This is a genomic window from Brevibacillus brevis NBRC 100599, from assembly GCF_000010165.1.
GTDB lineage: Bacteria > Bacillota > Bacilli > Brevibacillales > Brevibacillaceae > Brevibacillus > Brevibacillus brevis_D.
Genome location: NC_012491.1, coordinates 3,052,511 through 3,077,240, shown reverse-complemented (window position 1 = coordinate 3,077,240; position 24,730 = coordinate 3,052,511). Strand labels below are relative to the sequence as shown.

Sequence of the window (24,730 nt, the reverse complement as noted above, 5' to 3'; positions counted from 1 at the left end):
CGGAAAATAGCTCTATTGGTTTTAAAACCTTTCCGCAATGGGGGCAGTTCCGCTCACTTGATCCCTGCTTTTCGATACAATTCTTCACGACTTGGTGTAAGGACTGCCGAATTGGTTCCAATTGCTCCGCCTCCTTTGCCAAAAGCCTTTTGATTCAGATATCCTTCAAACTTAGGCGAAAACAACGTCTCAGGTCTGAGGTATTTAGACCATTCAGGATTGTTCAGCCATTCAGTCGTCTTGTTATCAATAACTCGAATAAAGTCATCTAGGCGGAATCCTTCGTTCCATCGAGCAGTAATAAGCTGCTTTGTTTTTTTACTGGTCGCTCGATAGCTTGTCCCTGCTTTTTGGTTTAGGTATTCAATGATTTCAGCAAAAGGGACATTATCATTATTATTTAGTAAAGATAAATACTTAGTATTATTAATACTTAGTAGTGTCGGATTTTCCACATCTGGAAACTCCACATCTGGTTTTTCCACTTCTGGTTTTTCCTGTTGTGGTTTAACCTCTTCTGGCAACTCCTCTTGTGGCGTTTCAAAAACATGTGTCTCCCATCTGACGATCTTGCCGTTTTCTTTTACAGGGAAGCGATGTAGATAACCCAACCGCTTTAATTCCTTTAGCCCCGTTCTTAGACTGTCCTCACCATCAGATGCGTGAGTAGCCAACTCCTCTACGAAGAATGTCCAGTCATCGGGCAGCGACAACATATAGGCGATAATGCCTTTTGCCTTCCAGCTCAAACGATCATCATGCAAGGCTGTTTTGTCCATTACAACGAAATTGTCGTTCTTCCTTACCCTGAAAATGCTCAAATCGCGGTGGCCCCCTCTTGTTGCGGTTGTTGATAAAACTTTAAGAACAGTTCATATGCTGCTATTGGACCGACTTTCTTGTTTACATCGCTAATCATCCGTAATTGATCGATGTGAATTTTGTCTTCTATAACAGCCTCGGTAATTATTTTGATTGCGCGTGCAGATGGATCACCGTCTGCAGCTCTACGGCAGATGTCTGCATATCGTTCACATAGGCTAAGCGCTGTTGTCTTACTCATGCAGATCGCCCGCTTTCTACAGTTTCAGGAGATACCTTCCTGATACGTGCGCGTACTGCTCGATGCATGATACCAAGCAAATCGTCCTGCAAGTATTCGTCACCCATCTTTTCATCCAGCTTTCTGAGAATCTTAATGGATGTTCTACTGAACACAGCTTCGAACAAATCTTCTGGAGTGGTGTAGTCCCGCAACCTCAAACCCAGCTTTTCGCACACTTCATCCATCAAGCCGAGTAGCTTAATGGCGTCAACCGACACATTGCTCGGATTATGCATAAAGCTCCACTCCTTTTCCTTGTTCTTGGCGAAGAAGATCACGCTGTTTGATAGCTATATTTTTGAGCATAGGCACTAGATCACTATTGCTTGACCCTTGAGGAGCAGAAACAATGTATTCCTCTAATTCAGCCAGCGTCATGCACGACACAACTTCTTCCCACCACTCTATGATTGAAAAACCTTTGTCTGGCTTAATAAACTGGACAATATCCACTCCAACCCCTTTTGACAATTCGAGGATCGTCGTAGCTGCCTCTTGAAATATCGTTTCCACCCTATACCCTCCCTTTTTGTGGGAGGACAAACTTTTATGTATACATATTTGCAACATTCGCTATAATAATTAATAGCGAGGCTTGTCCTCCGTTGATACGGTTGTCATTTCCTTGGTCCGCCAAGACAATTTTGGAAATGACTGTTTTACCCCATCTGCTCATAGCAGGTGGGCTTTTCTTTTTTTGCCAAACGGCCGAGGATTTTGGCTGCTTGTTCGGACTCCCGAGCTTTTTTTATTTCCGTTACTTTTTCAGCAGTAATTCGCATTTTGAGAGCTACCATAATCATCCCCTGCTGGTCATAGCGTCTAGCTGTTTCCTCAAGAGCAGATACGATCATCGAAAGCTGCTCCTCATCCACCCCATCCAGCGTTTCCTTGACATTCTCATGTCTCATCCGTTATTTAGCCTCCTTTCGAATTCATGCGGGTTCTTAAGTGTTTGCTATTGCCGCTTGCCTTTGTGCAAGCAGTTCGGATTCTGAACCGAAATGGATATGATTCCAAGAAATGAACCCATACAAGATTAAGAGTTTATCAACCAATTCATACTCTGCTCTCCCGCTATCAATTTCCCAACGTTTAAGAGTACGAACGGGAATTCCGGTTTTCTCTGATACTTCTTTCAGCTCCATTCGGCAGTTCAAGCGGGCTTCGCGTAGAGTTATCCGGTACATGCCTTTGCTAACCTCCCCTCGAAATTCCATATTGACTGGCAGGACTTTCCTCCTACGCTGTCGAAATTCACAGAAACTCGTTACGGAAATTGCCCTGCTATGAAGAAATTTGTAGCTTTGCATCGGGTGAATTCATGGAAAACCTAAGTCTTATCAAGGATATGGCAACCATGAGCCAAGCCGAAGGAAGTCGATAAAAGTACTTCGGAAGGTGCAACGCATAGATGGTGAGGACGACTACCAATAAACCATCCACGAGCGCCCGACACCCTGAACCAGAGGGTGATGAGATATGCTGAACTGCAAGGAAACTTGCAGAAGTGAGGGATAAAAAGCCCACACGTTAACAAATCGATTAAGGAACTTGCTGAGGATTCGATTGTTGTTGGCACCCTTTCCACCCCATTCGGAGATACGCCTACACTTGGTTCACTCGCCATAGAGGAATTCAAGTCAGTCAACAGAATCGCTGACGATCTCACACTTGGAGGTGCTGCCACAGCATTTATGAATGAACTCAAGACATTTGGTAATCCATCCGTAACGAGTTCCCTCTCTCATCACCCTTTGGTACAGGATGTCCTTCCGATCTTATCTTTCAAGATGAACAACCAGTTTAGCTCCAATCATGTAAACGACTTTAATTAATGTTCTCTTCACTTCTTTAGAAAAAAAGTAGTTACCAATCGACCGTTTCGTCGTTCCGTCTTTTGATTTAATCGATCAACATTTCCCCTCGGCCCCCAGGCACCAGACTTGTTTAGCAATTCGGACAACCCAACTGGTGCGTCTACCTCAAACCCATCAATTATTAGCTTTGTAAGCTTAAACTGTGGCACCATCGGCTTTGTCCTCTTCCCTCTCGATTACTATTTCGAACCCAAGTGCACCACAAACTTTGTTAATGCTTTCTTCATTCCACCGACGCTTACCTGAAAGCAGATCGTAAATGTATTGATTGCTATATCCCGTAGCCCGTGCCAGCTCCGTTTTTTTCATGTTGGTTTTTTCTAATGCGTTTAAAACAACTTTTGTAAAATTCAAGTTGCGTTCACCTCCTTGATCACATTATCAAGCTATTAGCTTTATTTAACAATGCGTAAAATCAAGCAAAACGCGTGATTATTGCCGATAATCTCACTAAATTACGCAAAAAGCTTTATTTTGCTTAATTTTACAGCTATTTGCGTGTTGTATTTTATCAAGCTGAATGATAACCTTGTTACAGCAAATAGCTTTATTTGGGAGGAAATATGAGTACTCATAATAGGATTAGAGAGATAAGAAAGTCGTTAAAAATGTCTGGGCCAGAAGTCGCTGCAAAGCTAGGTATATCAACGCAATACCTGTATGACATTGAGCGAAATAAACGAGGGCTTAATGCGGAGATAGCTGGGAAACTATCTGATATTTTCAAGGTAACTACTGATTACCTTCTTTGTAAAACAGACGAAAATTTGTATGAGCATAAAAGCAAAAGCCCCGACTCACATGAAGAATCGGAGTTAGCCGAGATACCAATTGAGAAATTGAACAGCTTCAAGCTCTCATACAAAGGGACTGTTTTATCTAAAGAGGAGTCCGAAGACTTGATCAAGCTTATGGAGATGACTTTAAAACGCTGGAAGTCCTAACGCCTTCAAGATAGCTCCCTAACTCCCCCGTATCCACACCCATAAGGTCTAGGTATTCTAGCAATTTTTCTAAATCCACGGTTTGTTCATCTAACAAAAATCTTTGCATGTGCTTGTACTCCTCCCTGGCTGTTTTAGCGAACAAACGTTCTAGTTGTTGTTATTTTAGTACAAGCTTTATGTATAATGTTGTCGAATTGTGTCGAAAGTAAAAAAATCTTGTACTTAATGGAGGGAACGGCATGAAAGTTGCCATATATCTACGGGTCAGCACCCAGGAGCAGGTAGACAATTACTCTATCGAGGCACAACGTGAACGGTTGGAGGCTTTCTGTAAAGCAAAAGGCTGGACGGTGTACGATGTCTACGTAGACGCTGGATTTACTGGCTCAAATACCGATAGACCGGGTTTACAGCGCCTACTAATGGAGCTAGATAAGGTGGATGTGGTTGCCGTATATAAACTGGACAGGCTATCCCGATCCCAACGTGACACGTTGACACTAATTGAGGATCACTTCTTGAAAAACAAAGTCGATTTCGTATCACTAACCGAGGCACTCGACACCTCAACACCTTTTGGTAAAGCTATGATCGGCATTTTAGCTGTGTTTGCTCAACTGGAGCGCGAAACAATTGCGGAGCGAATGAGACTGGGACATATTAAACGTGCAGAAGAAGGACTACGAGGAATGGGAGGGGACTACGACCCTGCTGGGTATAAAAGACAGGATGGGCGTCTTGTACTCGTGCCAGAAGAGGCTCAGCACATCCAGGAAGCCTTTAATCTTTACGAGCAGTATCTTTCCATTACCAAAGTTCAAAAACGCCTTAAAGAGCTTAATTATCCAGTCTGGCGGTTCCGCAGATATCGAGACATTCTATCTAATAAGCTCTATTGCGGGTATGTCCAATTTGCGGACAAACACTATAAAGGTCAACACGAATCGATCATAACAGAAGAACAATTTGACCGTGTACAAATACTCCTATCACGGCACAAAGGACGCAACGCTTTTAAAGCAAAAGAAGCACTACTAACCGGACTTGCCGTTTGTGGAGAGTGTGGCGAGTCTTACGTGTCTTACCATTGCCGCGCCAAGGGCAAGCACTATCGCTATTACACATGTCGCGCAAGACGCTTTCCCTCAGAATACCCAGAGAAATGCCATAACAAAAATTGGCGCTCAGAAGCAATAGAGAAATTTATACAAGATGCCCTTTATACGATCGCAGATGAAAAGGAAACATCCGAACGTGAATTTGTTGCAATTGATTATGGGACGCAATTGAAGAAGATTGACCAAAAACTTGAGCGGCTAGTTGACCTATATGCTGACGGAAGCATAGAAAAAAGTGTATTAGACAAACAAGTCACTAAACTGAACAACGAAAAGCGTGATATCGCAGAACAACAGGCCGCACAGACGGAACGAGCTGCACGGAGCGTTAATCGCAAGCAACTGCAAGATTACGCAATTGTTCTTGAATCGGCTGCTTTCCCTGATCGGCAGGCCATCGTTCAAAAACTAATTCGCCGTCTTGCAATCCATAAAGACAGGTTGGAGATTGAGTGGAATTTTTAGTATTCATAACGGGCTATTCACGCTGCCAAGCTGCAAAATCTGCATACTGTAGTGGCATGTCCGTGAGTTGTGGCGTCTCTTTCTTGCAAAGCGCTTCATAGATCGTAACCAGCTCTCGTATGAAAATGTTCATCGACCAGCCGTCAGATACGATATGGTGCATATTTAGCAGGAAGACGAAATTCTCTTCGCCAATCTGGATGATCGTGGCCCGCAGTAACGGTCCTGTACGTAGGTCAAATGGCTTGGCTGCCTCTTCTCTCTCCAGGCGATGTACCTGGGTGTCACGCTCTTCTTCTGGTAGCTCACGCAAATCAATCTTGCCCAGGCTCCACGCGACTTCTGGATGAATGACTTGTATCGCTTCCCCGTTGATGTCAGTGAAGGTTGTTCGCAAGCTCTCGTGTCGCTCGATAATCATCTGCAGACTGCGTTCCCATGCATGAATGTTGAGGTCTCCTTGCATCCGCATGGCAGACGGGATGTTGTACAAGGCGCTGTCCGGCATTAAGCGATCCAAGAACCACAAGCGTTGCTGTGCAAAGGAGAGCGGTAGATGCTGGTCGCGAGAAACAGGTTCGAGTGGAATGCTGGCAACATTCGATTTGGCTTCCAGTAGCCCCGTTAACTTTTCGCTCATTTGTGCCACGCTAGGGTTTTCGAACAAGGCACGGAGCGGTACTTCCACACCAAATGCTTCTTTTAAGCGGGAAACGGTTTGGGTAGCCAATAACGAATGTCCACCCAGTTGAAAGAAGTCATCGTGGATTCCCATTCCCTCAACGGAAAGAACCTGCGACCAAATATGGGCAACGATTTCTTCGGTTGGTGTACGTGGTGCCACATATTCCTTCTCTGTCTCCCCCTGTCCCCAATCCGGTACGGGAAGAGCGCGGCGATTTACTTTCCCGTTGACCGTGAGTGGAATCTCTGCCATCCATACATAACCTGTAGGAACCATGTATTCTGGTAGGGTCTCTTTCAGGTAGTGGATAAGCTCAGCATCACCCGGTTGTTGTTCGTTTGCTCCAACGAGGTAAGCCGCCAAACGCTTGTCTCCTTCTCGATCCTCACGCGCAATAACGACGACATTCTGAACGGCTGGATGCTGTCTGAGTCTATTCTCGATTTCCCCCAGCTCGATTCGATAACCGCGAATTTTGACTTGGTCGTCGATTCGTCCGAGGAATTCGAGCTGCCCGTCTTCCGTATAGCGTACAAGGTCGCCAGTCCGGTAGAGGCGTTCTTCTTCCTTGCCAAACGGATGATTGATAAAGCGTTCTTCCGTAAGCTCAGGACGATTCCAGTACCCTCTGGCTATTCCTTTTCCGCCGATGTATAGCTCTCCTGGTACACCTATTGCCACAGGTTGCAGATATGCATCCAGTACATACACTTTCACATTGGCGATAGGTCGGCCGATTGTTGGATTTTGGCCGTTATTCTCACAACGTGTGAGAGTAGCAGTGACAGTTGTTTCCGTTGGTCCGTAGCAGTTAAAGAACTGGCGATCCGTGGCATGACGGGCAACAAGCTCACGACTTAACGCTTCCCCACCGACAATCAGCGTCTTCAGGTCTGGCAAATCCGCTTGTGGCAAGGCCGATACGACAGAGGAAGCCATTGTCACGGTCGTGATGCACTGTTCCTGTAGGACTTGGATCAATTCCGGACCAGGTAAAAGTAATTCACGATCCTCCATGACGAGCGTGGCACCAGCCAGCAGGGTCATAGCGATCTCGGAGACTGAAACATCAAAGCTAAAGGATGTGAATTGCAAAACCCGGCTCGTCGGTTCGATTTGGAACGAATGAATCAGGGCATGGGTCAAATTGATAACGGAATGGTGCTCGACCATTACCCCTTTCGGCAATCCGGTTGATCCGGACGTATAGATGACGTAGGCGAGATGATGCTCATTCACGTTGCTATCCACGTTTGTGGTAGGCTCATTTGCCAGTTCATCGCTATCAAGGCAAATGACCTGTATAGAAGGAACTGGTAGCATGTCTTTCAGCGATTCTTGCGTCAACAAAATGTTCGCTTGCGAATCTTCGATCATGTAGGCAATGCGATCTTGCGGATGCGCCGGATCAATAGGTACATAAGCAGCACCAGCTTTCATTACGCCGAGGAATGCGATGATCATCTCGAAAGAACGTTCGACGCAAATACCAACTAGCTTATCCGGTTGTACACCCGATGCAATCAGCCTGTGTGCCAACTGGTTTGCACGGTTGTTCAGCTCGGCATAGGTCAACTCCCTCTTCTTGTAGACGAGTGCAATCGCATCAGGTGTCTTTTCTACTTGTCTCTCAAATGCCTGATGGATGCAAAGCTGCGCCGGATAATCCACGCGCGTATCATTCCATTCGACTACTACCTGCTGAAGCTCGCTATCACTGATCATCGACACCTCTGCGAGGCACTGTTCAGGTTTTGCCATCATGGATTCGAGCAAGTAAGACATCTGGTGCAGAACACGTTCAATATTTTCACATGCGAATCGGCTTTGGTCGTATTTGATCTTGAGGATGAACTCTTTACCCGGACCGCAGACAACGGTGATTGGATAATTCGTTTGTTCCATCGTCTCTACGTCAGATAATTGCAGCTGATTATGTTCTGCTTTTACCGATTCACCAATCGGGTAGTTCTCGAAAATGAAGATGCTCTCGAACAGGGCAGTATTACGCGCCATTTCACTCCAGCCTTGGATGTCAACCAACGGTGTGTACTCAAACTGGCGAAGCTCCACTTGATGTTCTTGAATCTCACGAAGCCATTCCCGCACCGATTTGTTCGCATCGATCCAAACCCGAATCGGCAGGGTGTTGATGAAGAGACCTACCATGCCCTCTACCGTAGGCAGATCAGCTGGACGACCGGAAACGGTTGCACCGAAGACGACATCATCCGTTGCGCTGTATCGGCTCAGGATGAGAGCCCATGCTCCTTGGACAAGCGTATTCAAGGTCAACTGATGTGTACGGACAAAGGCTTGCAATCGTGAAGTCATTTCCGCCGATAAGCGGATTTCTTTCTCTTCGTACACTTTCGGCATATGATCCCTGCCGCCTGATTGGTTACTCATTGCTAATGGTGTCGACTCGTGGAAGCCTTTAAGCTGTTCACGCCAAAAATGTTCGGCAGCACGCAAGTCTTGACGCTGTACCCAATCGATGTACGCAGAGAACGGTTGGACGAAGCTGTACGAAACCTCTTTATCTTCTGCTATGGACACATAAGCACTAAACCAGTCTTTTAGTACAATCGGGACGCTCCAACCATCAAGCAATACATGGTGGAAGCTCCAAGTGAAGCGATAGATTCCCTCACGCAAGTGGAACAGCGTCCAACGCATGAGTGGTGGTGACGCAATCTCGAAATTTCGTCTACGGTCAGCTTCTAGATAGTTAGCCAGTTCCGTTTTTTGCTGCTCCGTTGTCAAATGACGAAGATCGATTTTTTCTACAGCTGCTTTTACTTGTTTGCGTACAATTTGATGAGCCTCTAAACCTTCCCAAACAAAGTAGGTACGTAGAATTGGATGGCGATCCACTACTTTTTGCCACGCCTGTTCAAACGCTTCAACGTGCAAGCCCTCCATCGTCATCGCGAAGTGAACAATATAGTCTCCCCCCTCCTGCTCGTACAGGGAGTGGAACAGCATGCCACCTTGCAATGGACTGAGTGGATAGACGTTCTCGATTAGGCGATCCTGTCCCAGATGCTTGTCGATGGCCCGTTGATCCATTCGCGCTAGTGGGAAGTCAGATGGCGTATAGCCGCCTGCTTCTTCAGACTGGCAGTGTGCAATGATTTCGCGCAAAGCTTCCAGATAGTTGCAAGCAAGCTCTTGAATCGTGCTTTCCTCGTGAATGTTTTCGCTATAGATCCACGTAACATGGAGTTGTTCTCCGGTTATGACACTGTTTACATCAATCAGGTGCTGGCGTATTGTGTCTTTCCCCAGATTGGAGCCTCTTGATTCTTGCGCCATGCCAAATCTCGATTCGGCTTGAACCATCTGATCAAACTGTCCGAGGTAGTTGAAGCTGATTTCTGGCTTCGGCTTTTCACTTAGACGTTTTTTCAACTCCTCATCCTGACTGAGGTATTGAAGGATGCCGTAGCCGACACCTTTCATCGGAATGCGACGAAGCTGTTCCTTGACCGCTTTCAAAGCGTCACCCCACGGCTTCGACGGATCAATTGAAAGCTGTACCGGGTACATACTCGTAAACCAGCCGACGGTACGGGATAAGTCTGCTCCTTCAATAATTTCCTCACGTCCGTGCCCTTCCAGATGAACGGCTACTCTCTTTTCACCTGTCCAACGATTCATTGCTTTGGATAAAGCGGTAAGCAATACATCATTGATTTGTAGACGGTAAGGCGAAAGCGAATCCTGCAACAACGCGCGAGTTTCTTCACTAGTAAGTGCAAGACTGACTTGCTTGGAGGTTGCATCTGTGTTTTGGCTTGGCTCGAAAGCACGGTCAATGGGAAGTGGACTCACTTCATCACTTTGGCCCAGCCAGAACGCTTTTTCCGGCTCGATCACTTCGGAATTCGCATAGGATTGCAATTGCTCTGCCCATGACTTGAATGAAGTCGTTTTCGCTGGGAATTGTACCGGCTCATCGTTTACCAATTGCTCGTAAGCAGCTTGCAGATCCTCTAGCAAAATGCGCCAGGACACACCGTCAATCACGAGATGGTGGGCAACAATCAGCAGACGGCCAGGTAGGTCCGCTCCTAGATGGAAGTATACGGCTTGGAAAACGGGTCCCTCACTTACATGTAGACTTGATTGCACCTCGTTTGCGATTTGCTCCAGACGATCGGCTTGTTCTTCTTCAAGAACAGCGGACAGGTCCACGCTACGGAATGGAATGGTCTCAGGAAGTCCCTCTATATGTTGGATCCAACCTTGCTCCGTATGGGTATAACGCATACGTAATGCGTCATGATGCGTGAGCAGGCTCTCGATGACACGCTCTAGAACGGTTGGGTCAACGGGTTGTTGCACCGTCAAAAGCAAGGATTGGTTCCAATGATGGATCGACGGTTGTTCAGTCGTGAAGAACCACGATTGAATTGGCGTGATCGGCACCTCTCCCGTCAAGATTCCTTGTTCTGCTTGGACTTTTCCTGTTTGTATGCCGTCAGTCGTTGTCACGACACTTGCCAGTTCCGCGATGGTTTGATTTCTCAAGAGCTGTTTCGGTGTCAAACGAATTCCAGCCTGATTGGCTCGAGAAACAATTTGGATACTCAAAATGGAGTCTCCACCAAGCTCGAAAAAGTTGTCATAGATACCAACATTGTCAATGACTAGGACTTTTTTCCATATATCTGCAAGCGTAGCCTCAATAGCAGTTGTCGGAGCAGCAAAACTGCCTTCTGTGTCATTGTGTAAGAAATCAGGTACAGGCAATGCCTGTCGGTCTACCTTACCGTTTGGCGTCAGCGGCAGGTTATCCATGACGACAAATGCAGCTGGTACCATGTACTCAGGAAGCTTTTCCTTTAGATAGCTACGGAATTCACTTGCTTGAATCTCTTGTCTCTCTCTGAGTACGACGTAGGCAGCGAGTCGTTTTACGCCCGGCATATCCTCACGTACGAGGACGATGGTTTCTTTTACCGCCGGATGTGTGTACAGAGCGGTTTCAATTTCGCCAAGTTCGACCCGGAATCCTCGAATGCTCACCTGATCATCTGCGCGACCAATGAAATCTATGCTTCCATCTGGCAGGTAACGAACCAGGTCTCCTGTTCGGTACATGCGTGCTCCCGGTTTTTGTGAGTATGGATTGGCTACGAACCGCTCTTTGGTTAGATCAGGGCGCTTCAGATAGCCCCGTGCCAAGCTGTCTCCCGCGATATAGAGCTCTCCAGCTACACCAATCGGCACAGGATTTCGCTTTTCATCAAGGACGTATACCTGCACATTGTCTATTGGACGTCCGATTGATGGTGCGAAAACATGAGCAGCTTCTGGTGGAACGACGCCTGCTGTGGCAACAACCGCGTTTTCGGTTGGACCGTATTGGTTTACAAGAGTAAACGGCATGGTTGCTAGTGGGTAATCGTGTAGCTTGTCGCCCCCTGTGAGCATATACCGCAGCTTCGTGTCGATAGGCCATTCCAAGGTAAGCAGCCTTTCCGCCAAAGGCGTTGGCAAAAAGCTAATCGTAATACCCGATGCAACAAGCCAATCTCTTAGTTCCTCTGGCACCAGACGAATATCTTCTGATGGGAGATAAAGTGTTGCTCCCTTTGTCAGGTATGGCCAGATTTCCCAAACAGATGCATCAAAGGCTGTCCCTGCGATTTGTGAAGCTCGATCATTTGAATCTACGCTGTATAACCGCTGGTGCCAGCAAATCAGATTTAACAAGGCGGCATGTTCGATCTCTACCCCTTTTGGCGTTCCAGTAGAGCCAGACGTATAGATGACATACGCCAGATTCTCTGTTGTCATTGCCACGATCGGTGCCTCGCTGCTCTCTTCCGAAATGATATGCCAATCACGATCCAAGCAGATGAATGATGCAGTTCCTTCTGGCAATCGCCCTAACAGTCGTTCTTGGGTTACTACAACTGGCATATTGGCATCTTTCATCATGAAAGCAAGACGCTCTTGTGGATACGCTGTGTCCATTGGGACATATGCACCGCCAGCTTTGAGGATTCCCAGTTGACCGATGAGCATATCGATCGAACGTTCTACGCAGATACCGACAAGTGTTTCGGAGGATACTCCCTGTTTTTGCAGGTAGTTCGCTACCTGATTCGCTTTGGCATCCAATTCTGCATAGGTGATCTGCCCTTCTTCGGAAACAACGGCTAATTGATTTGGCAACTCTTGTGCAATCCGTGCAACAATTTCATGAACGCATGTTTCACGTTCAAAAGGTACATTTGTATCATTCCATTGATGGAGAAGCTGCTCCCTTTCCCTATCGCTCAGGAGAGGGATGTCTGTGACTGGTTGCATCGGATTTGCCGAAATCGCCTCTAGCAGGCTCGCGAAATGGTTCCCCATGCGCTCGATCGTTGCTGGATCAAAAAGATCGGTATTGTACTCGAATGTTGCGATTAGTCCATCTGGTGCCTCTACGGTGGTCAAGGTGATGTCAAACTTGGCGCTTACACCCTCCTGACCTCTGTGGAAAGGCTCGATGCGAATCTGGGACAATTCTTGCACTTCCATCGGGATGTTTTGCAGGACAAACATCACTTGGAACAACGGTGAGTAGCTTAGGCTTCGTTCCAGCTCCAGTTCATCTACCAGTTTTTCAAATGGCAGGTCTTGATGCGCATAAGCCTCCAGTGCGGTCTCTCGTACTTTTGCTAGCAAGTCTCGGAAGGTTGGTTCCCCAGACATGTCTGTACGCATTACCAAGGTGTTAATGAAGAAACCAATAAGTGACTCCAGTTCCTGTCTATTTCGTCCTGCGACCGGACTTCCGACGAGGATGTCTTTTTGACCACTGTAGCGATAGAGCAGGGTCTGAAAGGCAGCTAGCAAGGTCATGAATAAGGTTGATCCCTCTTCACGGCTGAGCGCTTTTAGATCGGCAAGCAGTTTTTCTGAGAGCTTAATCGTATGCATCGCCCCTTTATGGCTCTGAACGGCAGGGCGTGGACGATCTGTCGGCAATCTCAGAAGTGGTTCTGCATCGCCTAATTGTTTTTTCCAGTAGTCCAATTGTTGCTCTAATACCTCACCTTGCAACCAATTGCGTTGCCATGTGGCATAGTCTGCATATTGCAGCGGCATTTCGGCAAGCTGTGGGGTTTCTCCAGCAGATAACGCTTCGTAGATGGAGACTAACTCACCCATGAATACACTCATGGACCAGCCATCCGCAATGATGTGGTGTAAATTGAGCAAAAATACATACGCTTGTTCATCCATGCAAATCAGTTTTGCGCGCAATAACGGCCCTTGATTGAGATGAAACGAATGTTCAGCATCTTCTATGGCAAGACGCAATACTTCCCCTTCTCGCTCCTCTTCGTTCCAGTCCCGTAAGTCGATTCGTTCCATGTTCCACTCAATCTGCGGGTGAATGACTTGAACGGCTTCCCCATTGCTATCGGAGAAAGTTGTACGCAAGCTCTCATGACGATGGATGATCTGCTTGAGACTGCGTTCCCACGCCTCGACGTCCAGCTCACCCATCAGACGAACAGCAGTTGGGATATTGTAGACGGAACTGTCTGGCAACAGCTTGTCCAAGAACCACAAACGTTGTTGTGCAAATGATAGCGGCAAGTGTTCGTCACGCGACATGGGCACGAGCGGGATGTCAGTGAGACCGGCTTCCCCTTGTAACAATGCCGTTATTTTTTCGCTAATCGCTGCCGTTGTCGGATAATCAAACAGCGTACGAAGCGGCATGTTTACGCCAAAAGCTTGACGCATACGGGAAATCGCTTGGGTAGCTAAGAGGGAATGTCCCCCTCGTGCAAAGAAATCGTCGTGAATTCCGACTTGCTCAACAGAAAGCACCTGTGTCCAAATGTTCGCCACTATTTCTTCTGTTGGTGTACGAGGTGCGACATACTCCTGTTGTGTGGTCAAAAGTCCCCAATCCGGTGTGGGCAGTGCCCGGTGGTCTACCTTTCCGTTGACCGTAAGCGGAATCGCCTCCATCCAGACCATGCCTGCTGGAATCATGTAATCTGGCAATGTTTCTTTCAGATAAAGAGCGAGCTCCTCTGTGGCTGGCTTCTCTTCACCCATTGCAATCAGATAAGCGGCCAAACGATTGTCTCGTACGGTAATGACAGCTTCCCGAATCGCATCGTGCTTTCTCAATGCGTTTTCGATTTCGCCTAATTCGATGCGGAAGCCGCGAATTTTCACCTGATTATCGATACGACCAAGGAATTCAAGGTTACCGTCTTGCAGATAGCGCACCTGATCGCCTGTGCGATAAAGACGTTCGCCTTCCACTCCAAACGGATGAGTAATAAAGCGTTCCTCTGTAAGCTCTGGACGATTCCAGTAACCGCGTGCCAAGCCTTTTCCACCAATGTACAGCTCACCTGGTACGCCAATAGGGACCGGCTTCAGATTGGCATCTAATACGTAGATGGTCGCGTTGGCGATAGGACGGCCAATTGGCGTGTTCGCCAGATTCGTATCCATAAGCATCAGCGTGGTGCAGACGGTTGCCTCCGTTGGACCGTAGCAATTGAAAAATTGACGATGATTTGCATAGCGAGTGATGAGCTCATAGCTTGGTGCTTCGCCACCGATCACGAGTGTCTTCAGATCAGGTAGGTCGGCTTCAGGTAATGCCGCAAGTACAGCGGGCACTGTCATCACAGTCGTGATTTGTTTTTCTTGCAAGACAGAGATGAGTTCAGGGCCTGGCATGAGCATTTCCCGATCCTCAATGACTAGGGTCGCACCCGAAATCAAAGCCATGACGATCTCCGCGACAGATACGTCGAAACTGAACGAACATAACTGCAAGACGCGGCTAGACGGCTGGACTTGGAACAACTCAATCAGGTAATGAGCCATATTCATTGCACTTTGGTGTTCGACCATCACGCCTTTGGGCAAGCCTGTGGAACCAGATGTGTAAATGACATAGGCAAGATTTTGTTCGGTAACCCCGCACATCACATCATGAACAGGTTCATTCTCTAGCGCATTACTATCCAGGCAAATTACCTGGGCCTTCGTTGTAAGCAATTGGTTTGCCAGAGATTGCTGAGTCAACACGATATTTGCCTGCGAATCCTCGATCATGTAGGCAATACGCTCTAGCGGATGTGCCGGATCAATTGGAACATAGGCGGCACCTGCTTTCATCACACCGAGAATCCCGACGATCATCTCAGGGGAGCGCTCGATGCAAATCCCGACGAGTGTATCTGGTTTCACGCCTTGGGCAAGGAGATGATGCGCCAATTGGTTCGCTCGCTGGTTCAGCTCGGCATACGTCATTTCCATCTCTTTGTACATGAGTCCGATCGCAGCTGGCGTCTTTTGTACTTGTTGTTCAAATGCTTTATGAATGCAAAGCCCGGTTGGATAATCGACCTTCGTATCGTTCCACTCGACCAAAACCTGCTCTTGTTCGCTTTCGCTGATCATGCACACATTAGCCAGAGGTTGATCAGGATTTGCTATCATCGATTGGAGCAGAAGCGTCATTTGCTCTAGGACACGTTCGATCCGTACATGATCGAATCGGTTTTGATCAAAAACGATTTTGAGGACAAATTCTTTGCCAGGCCCACATACTACGGTAAGTGGATAGTTTGTTTGCTCCGCAGAGTCTACATCAGAAATCTGAATACTGCTGTCCGCTTCTTTCACAGACTCATCGATCGGGTAGTTCTCAAAGATAAAAATACTTTCGAACAGAGAGGTGTTGCGCTCGAATTCGCTCCAGCTCTGGATGTCAACCAGCGGCGTGTACTCATATTGGCGAATCTCCAATTGCATTTCTTGCAATTCGCGCAGCCATACCCGAACGGTTTTGCTTGGATCGATTGTGATTCGAACCGGGAGCGTATTAATGAACAGACCCACCATATTTTCTACGCCATGCAAATCGGCTGGACGTCCTGAACCAGTTGCCCCGAATACGACATCTGCTTCCCCACTGTAAGCTCCAAGGATCATGCCCCACGCACTTTGTATAAAGGTATTCAGCGTTACCTGATGCTGACGGGCAAAGGATTGCAGCTGTTCGGTAAACTCGGCCGAGAATCGGATAATGCGCTCGTCGTAGGTTTTTGGTTCACCCATGGATTGATGAGCTTGTCCGAGATTGATTTGTGTCGGCCCGTATATCCCCTTCAAATGGTTGCGCCAGAAATGTTCCGCAGCTTGCAGGTCTTGGCGCTGAATCCACGCTACATACTGGGAAAATGGCTGTACAGCCCCAAGCTGAATGTCTTTTCCATCTGCCAGCGCTAGATAAGCGGCAAACCAGTCTTTTAAGACGAGCGGCAAGCTCCAACCGTCCAGCAATACGTGGTGGAAGCTCCAGATAAAGCGATACGCTTCGTTGCTAATCCTAAACAAAGTCAAACGCATGAGAGGTGGTTCTGTAATGGAGAAGTTCCGCTTCCGATCCTCTTCCAAAAATTCGTCTAGCGCTGCTTTCTGTTTATCCGTCGGTAAATGTCGCAGATCTCTTTCATCAACTGTCACCCGTACGTGCTTGCGGACAATTTGATGCGGATTAACTACTCCATCCCAGATAAACGAGGTACGCAGAATGGAATGACGATCAGTGACTTTTTGCCATGCTTGTTGGAGTGCATCGACGTGCAAATGATGGATCGTCATGGAGAATTGAACCACATAGTCTCCGCCCTCTTGCTCGTACAGGGAATGGAAAAGCATGCCTTCCTGCAACGGCGTCAGTGGGTATATGTTCTCGATGGAACGATCTTTACCCACATACGTGTCGATTGTACGCTGATCCAGACGAGATAACGGGAAGTCAGAAGGAGTATAACCCCCTGCTTCTTCGGAGCGGCAATGTGCCATAATCTCACGCAAGGCGTCCATATAATCACGAGCAACTGCTTCCACCGTAGTTTTCTCGTGGATGTTTTCGTTGTAAAACCAAGTGACATGCAGTTGTTCTCCGGAAATGACGCTGTTTACATCGATTAAATGCCCGCGAATGGAATCAGGTGCAAGATTCGAGCCTCTTGATTCAGCAGCCATGCCAAATTTAGCATTAGACGAGACAGCTTGATCAAACTGGCCGAGGTAGTTGAAGCTGATCTCTGGTTTCATTCGAGACTTCAACTGCTCTTTCAGTTCGTCATCCTGACGTAAGTAGTGCAGGATACCATAGCCAACTCCATTTTGCGGAATGGCTCGAAGCTGTTCTTTGACCGCTTTTAGCAGTTCACTCCACGTTTTTGTCTGGTCAAGTGTAAGATGTACAGGATACATACTCGTAAACCAGCCAACGGTGCGGGATAAATCTGCTCCTTCCAAAATATCTTCGCGTCCATGCCCCTCGAGATGGAAAGATAACGTCTGTTTCCCTGTCCAGCGGTGCATTGCTTTTGTTAAGGCAGCAAGTAAGACATCGTTTATTTTCAAGCGGTAAGGAGAAAGTGTCTCCTGCAACAGGGCACGGGTTTCTCCTGCATCTAAAGAGAACGTTACTTGTTTGGTTGTCGCTTCCGTGTTCTGACTCGGTTCATAAAGGTGATCAATCGGGATCGGACTTGCCTCTTGATCTTGTTTGAGCCAGTACTCGTTTTCTTGCTGGATGGCTTCTGAATTGGCATACGCGACTAATTGTTCAGCCCACATCTTGAACGAAGTCGTCTTTGCTGGCATTTGTACGTCATGACCACTCGCTATTTGATCATAGGTATGCTGCAAATCCTCCAGCAAAATACGCCACGATACACCGTCAACAACTAAGTGGTGAATGACGAGCAGCAGTCGGCCAGCTTGCTCTTCGCCCATATTGAAGTACACAGCCTGTACGATGGGACCTTCCGTGATATTTAGGCTCGCTTGTACTTCTTGTGAAATTTCCTCCAGTCTAGACTCCTGTTCCTGTTTAGGGAGATGAGAAAGATCCACGCTACGGAATGGAGCATTCTCTTCTAGACCTTCCATCATTTGTGTCCACATGCCGTCATGGTGTGAAAAGCGCATACGCAACGCATCATGATGGGCCAGCAGGCTCTCAATTGTTTGCTCCAGGACAACAAGGTCTACTGGTTGCTGAACAGTCAGAAGTACCGACTGATTCCAGTGGTGCAGCGACGGTTGATTGGAGTCAAAGAACCATTTTTGGATGGGAGTGAGCGGTACATTTCCAGTAACAGTACCCTGTTCATTTTTCCATGTTGTATCCGTTTCTTGGCTAAAATCAGTAACAACACGTAGCAATTCTGCAATGGTTTGATTTTCAAAAAGTTGCTTAGGTGTGAAGCGAATTCCGGAATGATTGGCTCTCGCGACGATCTGGATACTGAGAATGGAGTCGCCACCCAATTCGAAAAAGTTATCGTAGATGCCGATGTTCGTAACACCCAGCACACTTTTCCAGATTTCCGCCAATTTCACTTCCAGATCCGTTGCAGGTGCTACATAACCGCTATCCTCCTCATTTCGGGAATAATCAGGGATCGGGAGTGCCCGCCGATCCACTTTACCGTTTGGTGTCAGCGGGAAGCTGTCCATATTCACAAACGCGGATGGGATCATGTACTCAGGCAACTTATCCTTGAGATAAGATCGCATCTCGATGTGAGTAACCTCTTTTTCTTCTGCAAAAACGAGGTAGGCGGCTAAGCGCTTGTCCCCAGGAGTTTCCTCTCTGACCATGAGTACGGACTCTTTTACAGCCGGGTGGCTCTGCAATACGGTCTCGATTTCGCCCAACTCAATGCGGAAGCCGCGAATTTTTACTTGGTTGTCGATACGTCCGATAAACTCAATCGTGCCATCAGGTAGATAACGAACCAAGTCACCAGTACGGTACAGGCGAGAATCTCTTTGTGGATCAAACGGATTCTCCACAAAACGCTCTGCGGTTAGCTCCGGATTGTTCAAATAGCCTAGAGCGAGACCATCTCCGCCTATATATAATTCACCGGCTGCACCCAGAGGGACAGGTTGTTGATGTTTGTCCAATACGTACACCGTGGTATTGCTGATCGGTCGGCCGATCGGGAAGGAGTTGACGCCTTCTGGAAGCTCCGTGACGGGATTGCAGCAAGTAAATGTCGTGTTTTCCGTCGGGCCATAGCCGTTAATCACTGTAATCGCGCCAAGTGAAAGTACCTTGCGTACATGGGATGCAGAGACAACATCCCCACCAACAAGTAGCTGACGCACGCCGCGCAAGCACTCCACCTTGTGGTCAACCATGACCGTAAACAGACCAGCTGTCAGCCAAAGTGTCGTCACTTTGTGATTCTGAATCGTCTCTCCCAGTTCATCGAGTGAAGGCTGATGTGGCGGCATCAACACCAGCTTCGCTCCGTTTAACAACGCCCCCCAAATTTCAAAGGTAGCAGCATCAAACGATACGGTAGAGGCTTGCAGGAACACGTCCTCTTCCGTGATGGTCACGTAGTTCGTGTTTTTGATCAGGCGAACAATCCCGCGATGAACGACTAGCACTCCTTTTGGTGTACCTGTCGAACCCGATGTGTAAATGACGTAAGCGAGGCTGTCGGCTGTCATATCTACTTGGGGAGCAAGCGTGCTTTCTTCCGCCCATGGTTCCGCAGCATGGTCGAGATTGAGAATGGTAAGCTCTTGACCCTGCCACTTGTCAGCCAAATGCTCCTGTGTCAATAAAATGGAAATCTGGGCATCTGCGAGCATGAACGCCAAACGTTCTTCTGGATACGCAGGGTCGAGTGGCACATACGCTCCACCTGCTTTGAGAATCCCGAGCATACCCACGAGCATATCTAACGAACGCTCTACGCAAATCCCGACAAAAGTACCTGTTTCTACTCCTTGCTTTTGCAAGTAGTGGGCGAGCTGATTGGCTTTTGCCTCCAGCTCTGCGAAGGTCAACTGCTCTTCTCCCGCCACGACGGCGATACGATCTGGGTATTGGGCCGCTGTTTCGGTAAACAGTTGTGGAACGGTTTTATCCCGAGGGTATTCGCTCGCTGTGTTGTTAAGCTCTACCACCTGTTTATTTCGTTCGCTTTCCCTTAGAAGATCAAGTTTTTCAATCGACTGTTCTGGTTGGACGATGATAGCCTCAAGCAGATTTTGCAAATGTCCAGTCATTCGCTCGATCGTCGATCTGTCGAACAAATCTGTGCTGTACTCAAAGGAAGCCACGAGTCCGTCTGCCTGCTCTCGCATCGTCAATGTGAGGTCAAACTTGGATGTCGTCAAATGTCGCTCAGAATCCAATGGTGTGAGCTGAATGCCGGACGTTACTGCCTCCTCCAGCGGGAAGTTTTGCAGGACAAACATGACCTGGAACAACTGCGAGTAGCTGAGGCTACGCTCTAGCTGTAGCTCATCAACCAATTTTTCAAAAGGTAAATCCTGATGTGCATAGGCCTCCAACGCTGTTTCCCGAACACGTGCCAGTAATTCCGTAAAGGTTACATCTCCTGTTACGTTGGTTCGGAGTGCCAACGTGTTAACGAAGAAGCCAATCAAATTCTCGGTTTCTTGCCGATTGCGTCCTGCTACCGGACTTCCCACAACGATGTCTTCTTGACCACTATAGCGGTATAGAAGGATTTGGAAGGCAGCCAGCAATGTCATAAACAAGGTAGAATTGGACTCCTGGCTAAGTACTTTCAATTTGGTAAGCAAGTCCGCGGAAAAGGTCCTGGTGTAAATGGCTCCTTTATAGGATTGCAAAGCAGGGCGCGAACGGTCAGTCGGCAGTGCTAGAAGCGGTTCTGCTCCACTCAGTTTTTCTTTCCAATAAGTAACCTGCTGCTCTAAGAGTTCGCCTTCCAGCCATTCACGCTGCCATGAGGCAAAATCCGCATATTGAATCGGTAGTTCAGCTAGCTCTAGTGTTTCTTGTTTACGGAAGGCTTCATAATTGGCAAGCAATTCGCGATAGAAGATGCCCATCGACCAACCATCAGAGATGATATGGTGCATGTTGATCAAGAAGACATAGGCGTGATCATCTGCGTGGATCATCGTCGCGCGTATCAGCGGTCCTTGTCCGAGAGTAAATGCTCGGGCCGCTTCTGCTTCGGCCAACTGCTCTATCTTTTGTTCTTTCTTTTCATCTGGTAGGTCGCGTAAGTCCAGAATGTCCATTTTCCAGTCGATCTGCGAATGAATCACTTGTATGGATTGTCCGTCTATTTCGTGGAACGTGGTACGCAAGCTTTCGTGACGCAAAATGATCGCCTGTAAACTCTTCTCCCATGCCACTACGTCGAGTTCGCCTTGCAAACGAAGGGCAGATGGGATGTTGTACATCGGGCTACCTGGCATGAATTGATCAAAGAACCATAATCGCTGTTGGGCAAAAGACAACGGCAGATTGTTCTGTCTTGAAACAGGCTGAATCGATCCACCAATCGCTTCTTTCTCTCCCAAATGAAGGGCTGCTCCTTGTTCACTCCATGCTGCAATGGTTGGATGTTCAAAAATGGAGCGCACCGTTTGCTCTATTCCAAACGCCTCTCTCAGGCGTGAAATGACTCGTGTCGCCAAAAGTGAATGTCCACCCAGCTCGAAAAAGTTATCGTGAATCCCTACTTTTTCGACTCCGAGCACCTGCGACCAAATGTTGGCAATCAGCTCTTCTACCTGATTGCGCGGCTCCATGTAACCTTTGTCGGAAGCAGGATTTGTCCATTCTGGTTCCGGCAATTGTTTGCGGTCGATTTTACCATTTGCCGTCAAAGGCATCGTATCCAAGAAAATATAAAATGATGGCCTCATGAATTCTGGCAACTTCGTTTTTGTCCATGCACGTAAATCAGAAGTTTCGAGCGTGTTATCTTCTGAAACGGTAAAATACGCCGTAACATGCTTCTCGCCTGACTTCATCTCACGGACCATGACCACAACTTCGTTCACAGACGGATGCAAGCTGAGTGCTGCTTCCACCTCACCTAATTCGATCCGGAAGCCGCGGATTTTTACTTGGTTGTCGATACGTCCGATAAACGCAATCGTGCCATCAGGTAGATAACGAACCAAGTCACCAGTACGGTACAGGAGAGAACCTCCTTGTGGATCAAACGGATTCTCCACAAAACGCTCTGCGGTTAGCTCCGGATTGTTCAAATAGCCTAGAGCTAGACCATCTCCGCCTATATATAATTCTCCTGCTGCACCCAGAGGGACAGGTTGTTGATGTTTGTCCAATACGTACACCGTGGTATTGCTGATCGGTCGGCCGATCGGGAAGGAGTTGACGCCTTCTGGAAGCTCCGTGACGGGATTGCAGCAAGTAAACGTCGTGTTTTCCGTCGGACCATAGCCGTTTATCACCGTGATCCCGCCAAGTGAAAGTACCTTGCGTACATGGGATGCAGAGACAACATCCCCACCGACAAGTAGCTGTCGCACGCCACGCAAGTGCTCCACCTTGTGGTCAACCATGACCGTAAACAGACCAGCTGTCAGCCAAAGTGTCGTCACCTTGTGATTCTGAATCGTCTCTCCCAGTTCATCGAGTGAAGGCTGATGTGGCGGCATCAACACCAGCTTCGCTCCGTTTAATAACGCGCCCCAAATTTCAAAGGTAGCAGCATCAAACGATACGGTAGAGGCTTGCAGGAATACGTCCTCTTCCGTAATGGTCACGTAGTTCGTGTTTTTGATCAGGCGAACAATCCCGCGATGGACGACCAGCACTCCTTTTGGTGTACCTGTTGAACCCGAAGTGTAAATGACGTAGGCGAGGCTGTCGGCTGTCATATCTACTTGTGGAGCAAACGTGCTTTCTTCCGCCCATTGTTCCGCAGCATGGTCGAGAGTGAGAATGGTAAGCTCTTGTCCTTGCCACTTGTTAGCCAAATGCTCTTGTGTCAATAGAACGGAAATCTGGGCATCTGCCAGCATGAACGCCAAACGTTCTTCTGGATACGCAGGGTCAAGTGGCACATACGCTCCACCTGCTTTGAGAATCCCGAGCATACCCACGAGCATATCTAACGAGCGCTCTACGCAAAGCCCGACAAAAGTACCTGTTACTACTCCTTGCTTTTGCAAGTAGTGGGCAAGCTGATTGGCTTTTACCTCCAGCTCTGCGTAAGTCAACTGCTCTTCTCCCGCAACGACGGCAATACGATCCGGGTATTGGGCCGCTGTTTCGGCAAACAGTTGTGGAACGGTTTTTTCCCGAGGGTAATCGCTCGTCGTATCGTTTAGCCCGACTAGTAGATGTTGTCTTTCTTCTTGACTGAGAAAAGAGATAGCGGACAGGCGTTGTTTCGGATTCTCGACGATGGCCATTAAAATGGATGCCATTTGGTCAAGTGTCCGTTCGATTGCCGCCTGCTCAAAGCGGTCAGTCCTGTATATCATTTTGATGCTAAACTGCTCGCCCGGAACCCCGACAATCGTGAGCGGGTTATCCACCTCTTGGAAGTGCTGTACATTGGAGATGGAAAAACCGAATTCCTTCTCTTCTCCTTCTCCCAGCGGATAGTTCTCAAAAACGAAGATACTTTCAAACAGTGGTAGCCCACGGGGTACATCGGTCCAGCCTTGGATATCCACCAATGGCGAGTATTCATATTGTCGGACTTTTGATTGCTGATCCTGTAACGCTTTGAACCACTGATCCAACGTCTGCTCAGGCTCGACTTTCGTTTTCATCGGCAACGTGTTGATAAACATTCCAACCATCTGCTCTACACCCGGCAGGTCGCTCGGGCGCCCGGAACCGGTTACGCCGTATACCACGCTTTCTTCCTCGCTCAAACGGCTGAGGAGAATGGCCCACGCTCCCTGCACGATGGTGTTGATCGTTACCTTATACGTTCGAGCTAATTTTAAGAGAGCTTTCGAGACTTCAGCAGTCAAGGTTCGAGTCGATTCATGAATCCCTTTTTCCTCTTCTGAATCTCTCAAGGGATAAGATTCAAAGGGAAGAGGTGTGGGACCCTCGACGGACGCTAGGAACTCGCGCCAGAACTTTTCAGACTCCTTGTTGTCCTGACGGCGAAGCCAGGAGATATAATCTTTGAATGGCTTTGGCTGTGGAAGTCTCAAGTCCTTGCCTTGGCAGTACGCCTCATAGAAATCGAGGACTTCCTGAAAAAGAATGGGGCTGCTCCATCCATCCAAGAGCAAATGATGAAAGGTCCAGATGAACTGGTGCACATCTTTGGCCTTTTTGATGACCGTCACTCGCATGAGGGGGGCTTCGCTCAAGTCGAAGCCCGCCTCTTTTTCTGTTTGCAAAAACGATGTCAGCATGGTTTTTTGCTCTTCATCAGTGCGATGTGACCAGTCTTCCTGGTGTATGGAAAAAGGAACACTTTCGAAGACCACCTGAAGTGGCTTCTCTACTTCCTCCCAAAGGAATCCAGTACGCAAAATGGAATGTCTTTGAACCACTTTGTTCCAGGCTTTTTCAAAGTTGACGATATCAAGCTCGCCTGTAAGAATGGCAATGTTCTGTACCATATAGGCTGAACCCTCAGAGTACAGCGAATGGAACAACATCCCTTCTTGCAGCGGGGATAAGGTGTATAGATCAGTAAAATCCCCCATTG

The 24,730-nt window shown here is 47.8% G+C and carries 10 protein-coding genes; 2 read left to right on the top strand and 8 right to left on the bottom strand.

From position 1 onward, the window contains the following. Positions 1-53: 53 nt before the first annotated feature. The 7 genes from BBR47_RS29750 to BBR47_RS14695 all read right to left on the bottom strand — a co-directional run bounded on the left by BBR47_RS29750 (position 54) and on the right by BBR47_RS14695 (position 3,339). Positions 54-821: a conserved phage C-terminal domain-containing protein gene (locus BBR47_RS29750; protein ID WP_015891200.1), complete on the bottom strand. Its 768-nt coding sequence runs from the start codon at positions 819-821 to the stop codon at positions 54-56. Further along, on the bottom strand, positions 818-1,063 hold the full coding sequence (locus BBR47_RS14725) for a hypothetical protein (protein WP_041749434.1): 246 nt from the start codon (positions 1,061-1,063) through the stop codon (positions 818-820). Before BBR47_RS14725 ends, BBR47_RS29750 begins: the two co-directional genes overlap by 4 nt. Then, positions 1,060-1,341: a hypothetical protein gene (locus tag BBR47_RS14720; RefSeq protein ID WP_015891199.1), complete on the bottom strand. Its 282-nt coding sequence runs from the start codon at positions 1,339-1,341 to the stop codon at positions 1,060-1,062. The genes BBR47_RS14725 and BBR47_RS14720 overlap by 4 nt, the downstream gene beginning before the upstream one ends. Further along, a complete protein-coding gene (locus BBR47_RS14715) occupies positions 1,334-1,618 on the bottom strand; it encodes a hypothetical protein (RefSeq protein ID WP_041749433.1) in 285 nt (94 codons plus the stop codon). The genes BBR47_RS14720 and BBR47_RS14715 overlap by 8 nt, the downstream gene beginning before the upstream one ends. Before the next feature lie 146 nt (positions 1,619-1,764). After that, a complete protein-coding gene (locus tag BBR47_RS14710; protein WP_015891196.1) occupies positions 1,765-2,016 on the bottom strand; it encodes a hypothetical protein in 252 nt (83 codons plus the stop codon). 36 nt (positions 2,017-2,052) lie between these two features. Continuing rightward, positions 2,053-2,295, bottom strand: coding sequence for a helix-turn-helix domain-containing protein (locus BBR47_RS14705; RefSeq protein ID WP_015891195.1), 243 nt, complete (start codon positions 2,293-2,295; stop codon positions 2,053-2,055). Between the two features lie 825 nt (positions 2,296-3,120). Continuing rightward, positions 3,121-3,339 (bottom strand): helix-turn-helix domain-containing protein, encoded by a 219-nt coding sequence (locus tag BBR47_RS14695; protein WP_015891193.1) that lies wholly within the window; start codon positions 3,337-3,339, stop codon positions 3,121-3,123. Between the two features lie 209 nt (positions 3,340-3,548). Here BBR47_RS14695 and BBR47_RS14690 point away from each other — a divergent pair, with 209 nt between their 5' ends. Together BBR47_RS14690 and BBR47_RS14685 are read left to right on the top strand one after the other, a co-directional pair. After that, complete coding sequence (locus BBR47_RS14690; RefSeq protein WP_015891192.1) at positions 3,549-3,929, top strand: helix-turn-helix domain-containing protein; 381 nt, start codon at positions 3,549-3,551, stop codon at positions 3,927-3,929. Between the two features lie 242 nt (positions 3,930-4,171). Further along, positions 4,172-5,515, top strand: a complete 1,344-nt coding sequence (locus BBR47_RS14685) for a recombinase family protein (protein ID WP_015891191.1) — start codon at positions 4,172-4,174, stop codon at positions 5,513-5,515. 13 nt (positions 5,516-5,528) lie between these two features. On the opposite strand, the gene BBR47_RS14680 is transcribed toward BBR47_RS14685, so the two are convergent. Beyond that, positions 5,529-24,728 carry a non-ribosomal peptide synthetase gene (locus BBR47_RS14680; RefSeq protein WP_015891190.1) on the bottom strand — a complete coding sequence of 6,400 codons (19,200 nt, stop codon included), beginning with the start codon at positions 24,726-24,728 and terminating at the stop codon, positions 5,529-5,531. Between the last annotated feature and the right edge of the window lie 2 nt (positions 24,729-24,730).

Coding starts and splice junctions, on each gene's coding strand:
- BBR47_RS14725 (WP_041749434.1), bottom strand. CDS start 1,063: ATGAGTAAGACAACAGCGCTTAGCCTATGTGAACGATATGCAGACATC.
- BBR47_RS14720 (WP_015891199.1), bottom strand. CDS start 1,341: ATGCATAATCCGAGCAATGTGTCGGTTGACGCCATTAAGCTACTCGGC.
- BBR47_RS14710 (WP_015891196.1), bottom strand. CDS start 2,016: ATGAGACATGAGAATGTCAAGGAAACGCTGGATGGGGTGGATGAGGAG.
- BBR47_RS14705 (WP_015891195.1), bottom strand. CDS start 2,295: ATGTACCGGATAACTCTACGCGAAGCCCGCTTGAACTGCCGAATGGAG.
- BBR47_RS14690 (WP_015891192.1), top strand. CDS start 3,549: ATGAGTACTCATAATAGGATTAGAGAGATAAGAAAGTCGTTAAAAATG.
- BBR47_RS14685 (WP_015891191.1), top strand. CDS start 4,172: ATGAAAGTTGCCATATATCTACGGGTCAGCACCCAGGAGCAGGTAGAC.
- BBR47_RS14680 (WP_015891190.1), bottom strand. CDS start 24,728: ATGGGGGATTTTACTGATCTATACACCTTATCCCCGCTGCAAGAAGGG.